6 protein-coding genes and 1 pseudogene are annotated in these 10703 nt (G+C 77.4%); 2 read left to right on the forward strand and 5 right to left on the reverse strand.

The window, feature by feature from the left end; all coding sequences use genetic code 11:
* The 3 genes from ABZW03_RS28665 to ABZW03_RS28675 all read right to left on the reverse strand — a co-directional run.
* On the reverse strand, window positions 1-2891 hold a 2891-nt coding region (locus tag ABZW03_RS28665; protein ID WP_355264319.1), incomplete at its 3' end, for a BTAD domain-containing putative transcriptional regulator.
* A 226-nt stretch (window positions 2892-3117) separates the two neighbouring features.
* Window positions 3118-3519 (reverse strand): hypothetical protein, encoded by a 402-nt coding sequence (locus ABZW03_RS28670; protein WP_355264322.1) that lies wholly within the window; start codon window positions 3517-3519, stop codon window positions 3118-3120.
* Between the two features lie 187 nt (window positions 3520-3706).
* Window positions 3707-4585, reverse strand: a complete 879-nt coding sequence (locus ABZW03_RS28675; protein WP_355264325.1) for an alpha/beta hydrolase — start codon at window positions 4583-4585, stop codon at window positions 3707-3709.
* A gap of 171 nt (window positions 4586-4756) precedes the next feature.
* Between ABZW03_RS28675 and ABZW03_RS28680 the strand changes: the two genes are divergently transcribed.
* Complete coding sequence (locus ABZW03_RS28680; RefSeq protein WP_355264328.1) at window positions 4757-6712, forward strand: AfsR/SARP family transcriptional regulator; 1956 nt, start codon at window positions 4757-4759, stop codon at window positions 6710-6712.
* 36 nt (window positions 6713-6748) lie between these two features.
* On the opposite strand, the gene ABZW03_RS28685 is transcribed toward ABZW03_RS28680, so the two are convergent.
* Window positions 6749-7927, reverse strand: a complete 1179-nt coding sequence (locus ABZW03_RS28685; RefSeq protein WP_355264331.1) for an NAD(P)/FAD-dependent oxidoreductase — start codon at window positions 7925-7927, stop codon at window positions 6749-6751.
* 698 nt (window positions 7928-8625) lie between these two features.
* On the opposite strand from ABZW03_RS28685, the gene ABZW03_RS28690 reads away from it, so the two are divergent.
* Window positions 8626-9498 carry a ribosome-inactivating family protein gene (locus ABZW03_RS28690; RefSeq protein ID WP_355264333.1) on the forward strand — a complete coding sequence of 291 codons (873 nt, stop codon included), beginning with the start codon at window positions 8626-8628 and terminating at the stop codon, window positions 9496-9498.
* Between the two features lie 20 nt (window positions 9499-9518).
* On the opposite strand, the pseudogene ABZW03_RS28695 reads toward ABZW03_RS28690, so the two are convergent.
* Window positions 9519-10703 (reverse strand): annotated as a pseudogene (locus ABZW03_RS28695) (hypothetical protein); the annotation flags it as partial.

Consider the following 10703-nt stretch of genomic DNA (forward strand, 5'->3'; position numbering starts at 1 on the left):
GTCGAGGGGCTGCGCGGTGCTGCGGGGCTGCGCGGTGCTGCTGGGCTGAGCGGCGCCGACGACGGGGTGGGTCCCGGCCGCGGCACGCCGAGGCGGTCGGCCCGGGCCGCGGCCAGTTCGCCGCGGCGCGCCCGCAGCCGGCCCGACAGCAGCAGGGTCAGCGGCGCCTCGCCGCGGCCGCCCGTCTCGGCGTCCCGTTGGCCGGCCTCCGTCAGTGCCGCGAGGGCTTCGTCGGCCGCGCCGGTGACGGACAGCAGCGCGGCGAGCGTGACCAGCGCCATGGCCAGCCCCCAGCGGTCGCCCAGGGCGCGGAAGCCGTCCACCGCCGTGCGCAGGCAGTGCTCGGCGGGCCCGATCCGGCCCGCGCCCAACTCGACCCGGCCGAGCACCAGTTGGGCGGCGGCGCGCATCCACCGGTCGGGGTGCCCGACGTACCGCCGCGCGGTCGCGGCCACGGCGTGCGGCGGTCCCGCCATGGCGAGCAGCAGCGCGGCGACCAGGGCGACCGGGTGGTCGGCCTGCTGGGCCGTGACCAGCGCCGCGCCCATCGCCTCCGGTGGGATCGCGGACCCGTCGTTCTCCCGGAGCGGGGCGGTGAGGTGGGCCAGGATCACGCAGCGGGCGTGGGCCTGCTCCAGGCCGGGCGGCGGGGTGCGGCCGTGGGCCGCGAGGACGGCCGCCGTCCACTCGCCGGCCTCACGGCCCTCACCGCGCATCAGCCAGGGCCAGGCCCGGGCGGCCGTCAGCCGCAGCGCGTGCTCCGGTGGGCCGACGGCGACCGCCCGGCGCAGTGCCGCGTCCAGGTTGCCCTGCTCGGCGTCGAGCCGGGCCAGCCGGCCGCGCTGGCCGTCCGTCCGCAGCCGGGGTTCGGCGTTCTCGGCGAGTTCGACGAAGCGGCGCAGGTGGGCGGCGCCGGTCCGGTCGTCCTCGCCGGTCTCGGCGAGCCGTTCGGCGGCGTAGGCGCGGACCGTCTCCAGCAGCCGGTAGCGCACCGTGCCGGTCTCCCGGCCGCCGGCCGCGGCCGGGGACGGGGAGACCGGGGACCTGTCGTCCGGGAAGCTGTCGGCCGGGAAGCTGTCGACCAGGGACTTGTCGGCCAGGGACGCCAGCAGGTCCTCCACGGCCGTCGGGTCGGGCGCCGGCCGGCTCGGCCAGTGGTCGGCGCAGACCAGGTGGGCGTCGGGGAGGGTCGCTCCGCCGGCGAACACGGAGAGCCGTCGCAGCAGGGTGCGTTCGTCCTCGTCGAGCAGTTCCCAGCTCCAGTCGATGACGGCGCGCAGGGTGCGGTGGCGGTCGGGGGCGGTGCGTGGGCCGCGGTCCAGCAGCCGCAGCCGGTCGTGCAGTCGCGCCGCGACCTGTCCGGGGCTCAGGGCCCGCAGCCGGGCCGCCGCCAGTTCGAGGGCCAGCGGCAGGCCGTCCAGCTCGCGGCAGATCCGGACGACCGGCTCGACGGTGTCGTGGTCCAACGTGAAGCCGGGGCAGGCGGCGGCGGCCCGTTGGGTGAAGAGGTCGACGGCCGGGTGCGCGAGCGCTTCCCGGGCGGTGGCGCCGGGCTCGGGCACGGCGAGCGGTGTCACCGGCCAGAGCGCCTCGCCGGTGATGCCGAGCGGTTCGCGGCTGGTGGCCAGCACGGTGAGCCGGGGCGCGGCGGCCAGCAGGCGGTGGGTCAACCGGGCCGCGTCCTCGATCAGGTGCTCGCAGTTGTCCAGGACGAGCAGGACGTCACGGCCCTCCAGGGCCCGGATGATCCGGTCGACGGGTTCCCCGGCCTGATCGCCGGCGGGCAGGCCGCCGGCCAGCACGCCGGCCTCCGCCGGGCGGCAGACAGCGGTCAGCACGGCCCGGGTCACCGCGTCGGGCCCGTCGGGCCGGTCGGGCCGGTCGGACCCGGCGGCGCCCGCGAGTTCGACGAGCCGGACGTCCGTCGTGGGCGGGGCGGCCCTCGCGGCCGCGATCGCCAGCCGGGTCTTCCCGACGCCGCCCGGCCCGGTCAGCGTCACCAGGCGGGAGCGGTGCAGGCGTTCCTCGACCGCTGCCAGCGCCTCGTCGCGGCCGACCAGGGCGGTGAGCCACCGGGGCAGTGCCGCCCGCCCGGCCGGGAACCCCGCGGGAGCCGGGGCCGGCCCGGGCGCCGGCGGCGTCGCGCCGGACAGCACCCGCAGGTGGGCGTCCCGCAGTTCGGCCGACGGGTCCGCGCCCAGTTCCTCGGCCAGCGCCCGCCGGGTTCGTTCGAACACCTCCAGCGCCGCCGCCTGCTGCCCGTCCGCGTGGAGCGCGCGCATCAGCCTGACGGCGGTCCGTTCGCGCAGCGGGTGGGTGACCCGCAGTCCGGTGAGCTCGGCGACCAGCCGCGGCAGCGCCTCGGTGCCGCCGAGGGCGAGCAGGGCGTCCGCCCGGTCCTCGAGCGCCGCCAGCCGCAGCTCCTCCAGCCGGGCCGCCGGCGCGGAGGTGAACCCGGCGCCCGCGGCGTCCGCGAACGGTGCCCCGCGCCACAGGTCCAGTGCCCCGTCCAGCAGCGCGACCGCCTCGGCGGACCGGCCCGCCGTCAGTGCCGCCCGCCCCGTGGCCACCCGCTGCTCGAAGTCCCAGGCGTCCACGCTCGCCCGGGGCAGGTCCAGCAGGTACCCGGCGGGGTGCGAACCGACCGCCGTCCGGCCGTCCCCCAGCGCCCGGCGGAGCCGGGAGACCAGGGACTGCAGGGCGCCGGCGGGCTCCTCCGGCGGCGTGTCCGCCCACAGGTCGTCCACCAGGCGCTCACGGGTGACCACGCGCCCGGGGTCGAGGGCCAGCCGGACCAGCAGCAGCCGAAGCCGCGTCCCGCCGACCTCGAAGGCCGCCGCCCCGTCCCCACCCCGTACGACCTGAAGCGGCCCCAGAACGTTGATCCGCACCCTGTCCGCCCCTCGCCCGGCACCCGCCAGCTTCCAAGATCATTATCCCGGTGCCCCGCCGGGCCGGGACGGCGGGGGCCGGTCCGGGCGAGGTCTCCCGGGCGCACCGCGGGACGGCGCGTGGAACGGCCCCTGCGGTTTCGAACCGAAGGGCAGGGTCTGGATGTCGGGGTCGACCCGCAGGTCGACGTGGCGGCGGCGGGACGGGGCGGGGCGCCGGCTCGGGTCAGCAGAGGGTCCCCGCTGCGGTGAGGTACAGGTCCGGGGCGAAGGCCACCGTCTGGCGGGGCTGGACGTCGAGGGTCGCGCCGTCGGCCGTCGAGACCCTCGCGGTCACCGGCGTGTTGTTCTCGATCTTGCGGGCGCGGAACGGGGGGTCGAACTCCCGGCTCCGGCACTGGCGGATCTGGAGCGGCTCGGGGATGCCGATGCCGCCCGTGTAGAGGCAGAGGTTCCCGGCCGGGCACAGCTCCGACGCGGCGGCCGACGGTGTCGGACCGGACGTCCCGAGCGCGAGGGCGGCCGCGGCGAGCGCCAGGGTGCCGGGCAGGAGTCGGGGGTGCCCGCGTCGGGCCGGGCGGGCGGGGGCAGCGGGTCGGTGGGGTCGGTCCTCGTGCGGTGCTTCCATGGCGGGCGCCTCCTGGTGTGTCGTCGGAACGGCCCGTGGAGGCCGCTCCTCCCCCATTCAAGGCAGCGGCCGGGGTGGGGACAGGGCCGGTTGCCCGGAGCCGCGCCGCCGCCACCCGTTCGGGGGCGCCGTGGGGGCCCGGCCGGCGGGGAGAGCGGCGGCGCGGGGGTCAGCGGGCGAGCAGGCTTCAGCGGGCGAGCAGGCTGCGGATCGCGCGGGTGATCTCGTCGGGCGCCTCCTCGGCCATGAAGTGGCCCGCGCGGGTCAGCCGGTGGTCCAGGTCGGGGGCCCAGGCCCTCCAGACGGCGGCGGCGTCGTAGCCCAGGCGCGCGCCCCAGTCCTGCTGGACGACGGTCACGGGCATGGCCAGCTGCGACCCGGCGTCCAGGTCGGCCTGGTCGTGCGTGACGTCGATGCCCGCCGAGGCCCGGTAGTCCGCGACGATCGAGGGCACCGCCGCGGCGCTCGCCCGCAGGTACGCGGCGCGCACGTCCTGCGGCACGGCGGTGGGGTCGGCGGCCCAGGCGTCGAGGAAGGAGCCGAAGAACGCGTCCGCGCTGCGCGCGATCATCGTCTCCGGCAGGCCGGGCGGCTGTGCCATCAGATAGAGGTGGTAGCCGACCGCCGCCGAGGTCCCGTGCAGGACGTTCCACATGGCGAGGGTCGGCACGATGTCGAGGATGCCCAGGTGCGTGACGGTCTCGGGGTGGTCCAGCCCCGCCCGGAAGGCGACCAGGGCGCCCCGGTCGTGCCCGACGAGGGCGAAGCGCTCGTGGCCGAGCGCCGCCGCCAGCGCCACGGTGTCGGCGGCCATGGTGCGCTTGGCGTACACCTCGGGGCCGGTGGCCGCCGGCTTGTCGCTGGCGCCGTAGCCCCGCAGGTCGGGGCAGATGACCGTGTGCTCGCCGGCGAGCCGCTCGGCGACGTGCCGCCACATCAGGTGGGTCTGGGGGAAGCCGTGCAGCAGCACGAGCGGGCTGCCGCTGCCGCCGACGGCGGCGGCCAGCTCCACACCGTCCGTACCGGGCAGGCGGACGTGGTCGAAGCCGGGGATGGTGGGCGTCATGAGGGGCCTTCCTCTCGGGTGGGGTGAGCGGCCGGGTCGGGGGGTGACCGGCCGGGTCGGGGGGTGACCGTCCGGGTCGGGGGGTGACCGGCGGGACCAGCCTGGGCGACGGCGATCAGCAGCCGATCAGTGCGGTTGGGCGCGGCCGGCGCCGGCCCGGAGGATGGGGGCATGCGAATCGACGTACTCGGTGCCGTACGGGCCCTGCGGGACGACGGCACCCCGGTCGAGCTGGGCGGGCCCCGCCACCGCGAGGTGCTCGCCCGGCTCGTCGCCGCCGAGGGGCGGATGGTCACCACCGACGCCCTCGTCGACGACCTGTGGGACGATCCGCCGGCCCGCGCGGTGGGCGCCCTGCGGACCTTCGTCGCCGCGCTGCGCCGGGCCCTGGAACCCGGCCGGCCGCCCCGTACCGCGCCGCGGGTCATCGTGACCGAGGGGCCCGGCTACGCGCTGCGCCTGCCGCGGGAGGACGTGGACGTCCACCGGTACGAGGACGCCCTGGCCCGGGCCCGGCGCGACCCCGGCGAGGTGGCCGGCCTCGGCGCGGCGCTCGCCGACTGGCGCGGACCGGCCTACGCCGACCTGCCCGGCTCCCCGTGGGCGCGGCGCGAGCGGACCCGGCTGGAGGAGCTGAGGCTGGAGGGGGTGGAGCTGCGCGCCCGGATCCTCCTCGACCGCGGGGAGGGGGCCGCTCTCGCCGCCGAGCTGGGCGCCCACGTCGCCGAGCACCCGTGGCGCGAGCCGGCCTGGGCGCTGCTGGCCCGTGCGCTGTACCGCGCGGGCCGCCGGGGCGACGCGCTGGCCGCCCTGCGCCGCGCCCGGACGGTGCTCGTCGGTCAGCTCGGGCTGGACCCCGGTGGCGAACTGCGGCGGCTGGAGACGGACATCCTCAACGGATCCGCGTCCCTGGACGGCGCGCGGACGGTGTGGGCCGGTCCCGGAACCGGGTTCGGGGCCGGGGCCGGGTTCGGTCCGCGGACCACCGTGGACCTGGCCCGCACCCTCGCCCTGGCCGGCGGCGACGCCCTCGTCCACTCGCGGCGCGAGCGCCTGGCCGCCGCCCTGGCGGCGGAACGCACGGCGGACCCCTTCCTGACCGCCCGGGTCATCGGCGCCTACGACGTGCCCGCACTCTGGAGCCGGGCCGACGACCCCGAGCAGTCCCGCGCCGTCGTCGCGGCCGCCGAGCGCACCCTCGCCGCGCTCGGCCCCGACGGCCCCGCCGACCTGCGCGCCCGGCTCCTGGCCACGATCGCCGTCGAGAGCCGCACCGCCGACCTGTGCGGGGCGGAGTCGGAGCGCGCGCGGCACGCGGCGCTCCGGGCCGAGGCGCTGGCCCGGGACCTGGCCGATCCCGCGCTGCTGGCCTTCGCCCTCAAAGGGGTGTTCCTGCAGTCCTTCGCCCGCCCCGGACTCGCGGCGGTCCGGGACGAGACCGGCGCCGAGATCCTCGACCTGGCCACCCGGCACGGCCTGGCGAACTTCGCCGTCCTCGGCCGGCTCGTGCGCCTGCAGTCCGCCTCGGCCCTCGGCGACCTCGACGCCGCCACCGCGCACGCCGAGGCCGCCGAACGGCTCGCCGCCGGCACCGAGGCGCCCCTGGTCCCCGTCCTCACCGGGTGGTTCCGGGCCCGGGCCGCGGCCGAGCGCAGCACCCGGCCCGGCGGACCGAGCGCCGCCGAGGCCGCGCAGCGCTACCGCGCCGCCGAGAACGCCCTGCGGGACGCCGGGATGCCGGGGCTGCACCGCGGCCTGTTCCCGCTCGCCCTCCTGGGGCTGCGCCTGCTGCACGACCGGCCCGCGCCCACCGACCCGCACCTGGACTGGGGGCCGTACCGGCCGTGGGCGCGGCCGCTCGTGCTGCTCGCCCAGGACCGGGGCGAGGAGGCCCGCAGCGCGCTCGCCGCGGTGCCCGATCCCCCGCACGACCACCTGCAGGAGGCCCTGTGGTGCCTGACCGCCCGGGCCGCCGTGCGCCTCGGCGAGCGCGCCGTCGCCGCGCGCGCCGCGGCCGCCCTGCGGGGGGCGAGCGCGGAGCACGCCGGCGCCGCCAGCGGCCTGCTGACCCTGGGGCCGGTGGCGCGGTACCTGGCGCAGGCGCAGGAGTGTGCCGCGGGCGGGTGAGCGGTGTCGGGGGCCGTGCCCTTCCACGGGACGGCGTCAAGGCCGGGAAGGCGGGCCGTCGGCGGCTCGTCGGCCGTTCGCGGTGAACAGGTCGATCAGGCCCTGGGCCGTGTTGTCGGCGGAGTCGGTCCCCCGGAGTTCGACGCCCTCGTACACGGCGGGTTCGGCGCTGCGGGGGAACACGGCCTGCTCGTACGCGGTGAGGGCCGCCTCGGTGTCGTCGGGGTGGGCGGCGAGGGCCCGGCCGGGTTCGGCGCCGTCGAGCATGGCCAGGTTGGCGCCCTCGCCGTTCGGGGCCTGGAGGTGGGCGGCGTCGCCGAGCAGGGTCACCCCGGGCACCCGCTCCCACCGGTGCCCGGCCGGCAGGGCGTAGTGGGGGCGCAGGACCGGCGGGGTGTCGGAGTCCGTGATCAGCGCGGTGAGTTCGGGCGCCCAGCCGGCGAACTCCCGCGCGATCCGCGCTGTGGCGGTGGCCGTGGCCGTGACCGTGCCCGGCTCGGTGAAGTCGATGGCGGTGAACCAGTCCAGCGGCCGGGAGAGCGCCGTGTAGGCGTGCAGGGTGTCGCCCGCCTCCCGGTGGGCGAAGATCTCGCGGCCCGGGGAGGGGGCCAGCAGCGACCCGCCGCCGACCGCCCTCGCGGCGGCCCGGTGCCGGGTGTCGGCGTCGAACAGGTACGTCTCGACGACCGACGTGCCGGTGTACGCGGGTACGGCGTCGGAGAGCAGCGGCCGGATCCGGGACCAGGCACCGTCCGCGCCGACCAGCAGATCGGTGACCACGGTGGAGCCGTCGGCGAACGTCACCGCGTGGCGCCCGCCGCCCAGGGCCCGGGCGCCGTCGGCCCTCCGCCCCCACCGGACGGTACCGGCGGGCAGCGAGTCCAGCAGGATGCGGCGCAGCTCGCCGCGGAGCACCTCGGGGCGCCCGCCCGTCCCGTCGTCGGCCTCCTCGAACAGGACGGTGCCGTCCGGGTCCAGGATCCGCATCGCCTGACGGCCCGCCAGGACGATCGCCCGGAACTCGTCCGTCAGGCCGGCCGCCTCGAGGGCGAGTTGCCCGCTGTCGTCGTGGATGTCGAGCATTCCGCCCTGGGTGCGCGCGGACGGGGAGGGGTCGGCCTCGTGGACCGTGACCGGTATGCCGTGGACGTGCAGGACGCGGGCCAGGGTGAGGCCGCCGAGTCCGGCACCGATGATCGTGACGGGGGTGTGCATGGTGGGCTCCTTCGGGATCGGGCCGTCCAGCCGTCCGGCCGCCTTCCGCAAAAGGTGCCGGGCCGCGCCGACAGGCCGCCCGCACCCGGCTGACAACCACCGGCAGACCACCGGCACCGTGAGTGGCGGCCGGCTGTCACGGGGGCGCCGAGGAGGCGGAGTGCCCGGTCGCTGCGGTCACCTCACGCCGTCCGTGCCGGCCGGCGGCGGGGCGGGTGGCCGGGGTGGGGGCGGGCTTGACTGTCAGTGCCCACCGTTGTGCCGGCTCTGCACGTCTGCGGGGGTGTGATGCCGGGTGTGTGCGGCCGGGGGTGGGTGTGTTGGCCGAGTGGCGGGCTGGGCTCCTGCCTTGCTCGCCGAGTTTTCGGATGTTGCTGATGTAGAGTCAAGTGTGTTTGGTATCAGGTGAGTTGGGTGGTGTCGTGCCGCGCCGGAGGGTCTTCCGCATCTGCTGCCGTTGCTCTGAGCGGCCGATCGGTCCGTGCGGTCGTGGGCCGGCCGTACGGGTCGATCGGCCGGCTCCGGGCGCAGCCTGTCCCGTGGCACAGTGGCGCCCGGAAGAGGAATCGCGGCGCCGCCCCTGGCGCCGTACCGGATATGAGTGGCCGCCAGGCCGTTGGGTCCGGCAGGTGAGAGAGAAGACGATGAAGAGGCACACCACCGTCCGTGCACGGCTCCGATCGGTCCTCCTGGCAGGCGTGGGCCTGAGCATGGCCGTCGCCGGCGTGCTCGGCGGGGCCGGTACCGCCGAGGCCCGCACCGAGTGGCGCCACATGTCCCACGTGTGGTTCGACCTGTCCGACAGCCCCGGCGAGAACGAGCGGATCCGGTACTCCACGTTCCTGGCCAGTCTGCGGGCCGCGGTGGCGGGCTACAACACGCAGGAGACACAGCTGGAGGACGTCGGCCTCGTCCAGGTCACGCTGTCCGCGCTCGACGACCAGGGTCAGCGCCGCCGCACCGAACTCTGGATCAACCCCTCCAACCTCTACCTGTGGGGCTACTCCAACCAGTACGGCGACACCTACCAGTTCAACGACCTCAACGGCGCCCTGCAGGGTCGGATCTCGGAGACCACCGCCCCGGCGCCGCCGGTCAGCCACAACGTCCAGACCCTGAACTTCGGCTCCAACTACAACTCGCTGTCCACCGCGGCCAACCGGGGCCGGGACGCCATGCCCATCAGCTGGAACGACATGCGGGGCTCCATCCTGCACCTGGCGGGCGAGAACAACCCGTGGGGCAACCGCCAGGCGACCGCCCGGTCGCTGAGCCTGATGATCCAGGCCCTGTCCGAGGCCGCCCGGTTCAACGACGTCGAGGGCACCTTCCGCGCGGCGATGAACGACTGGAGCGTCCGTAGCCTGCCGATCCAGCAGCAGTACCTGGAGAACTCCTGGGACGCCCTGTCCCGCTTCTACAACCGCGCTTCGTCGGGCCAGAACGCGACCCCGGTCGACATTCCGACCGTCGGGCGGGTCGACAACCTCGACAACCTGCGGTGGTACGTGCAGATGACCATGGGCGCCCCCCACTCCGACAACGGGGACTGGAACCACGACGAGCTCTGACGGCCGGCGCGGGTACCGGGTCACTCCCGGTGGGTGGCGACCGCGAGGGCCTGTTCGCGGACGTCCGGCGAGGGGTGGCGGCGCAGTTCGCGCAGCAGGGCGCGCCATTCCCGGGGCCAGCCGAGGCGGTTGCCGAAGGCCTCCGTCAGCGCCGTGGCGAACAGGGCGGCGGCCGGGCCGGTGTCGCCCGGCCGGCGGGCGGTGCGGGCCAGGGCGTCGGGTGTCCCGGGCGGTGGCAGCGGGCCCGAGGCGTGTTCGCGCAGCAGTGCCAGGGCGGTGAGTGCGGCCGCCGCGGGCCGGCCGCGGTGGGCGTCGGCGAGCGTGCCGAGCGCGGCTTCCAGGTGCTGGGGTCCGGCCGCCGGGTCCACCAGGCGGCGCAGCGCGGCCGTCCTGATGCCGGCGAGGTCGGGTTCGGCGGCGAGCAGGCCGGCGACGCCGGCGAGCAGCGGGCGGTGGCGGTCGTCGGCGGGGAGGTCGGCGAGGTGGGCCAGCCTGCGGCGGGCCGGCAGGTCCCGGTCGTCGCCGGCTTCGGGGGCGTCCGTCCGTGCGGCGGTGGCGAGTTCGGCGAGGGTGCGGTGGAGCAGGCTGCCGGGGGCGGCGCCGCCGAGCGGGTGCGGCAGCCCGGAGGCGGCGAGGGTGCGGACGGCGTCCGCGGCCTGCTGCCAGGCGCCGCGGTTCGCCGGGTCGGTGACGGCCCGTCGGGCCACGTCCGCGGTGTCCGGGGCCCAGGCGGCCCACTGCGGCAGCGCGGCGAGGGCGGGCGCCGCGACCTCCGGGTCGGCTGCGGCGGCGGTGGCGGCCACCAGGTGGGCGTAGCGGGCCCGGTGGGCCTCGGGGAGGTGCCGCGGGTGGGTGCGCAGGACGGCGCGGCGCACGGGCGGCGGGGCCTGTCCGGCGGCCTCGGCGAGCAGGTCCCAGACGGGTTCGGCGTCCAGCAGGGCGGTGGTGGAGGCGACCACCGCGGCGCGTACGTCGTGGTGCTGGCCCTCGGTGCGGTAGGCGGCCGCCAGGAGGTCGGCGGCGGTACGCGGCGGCAGGTGCTCGGCGGCCAGCCGTACGGCCTCCTTGCGGCTGGTCACCTTGGCACCCCGGGGTGCGGACAGCAACTCGCCCAGGTGGTGGGCGAGTTCGCGGGGCGGGGTGAAGCGGGCGGCGCGGGTGGCGGCGTACACCGCGACCCGGGCCCGGTCGCCGCCCGCGTGGGC

It is taken from the genome of Kitasatospora sp. NPDC004799 (assembly GCF_040609095.1).
Classification (GTDB): domain Bacteria; phylum Actinomycetota; class Actinomycetes; order Streptomycetales; family Streptomycetaceae; genus Kitasatospora.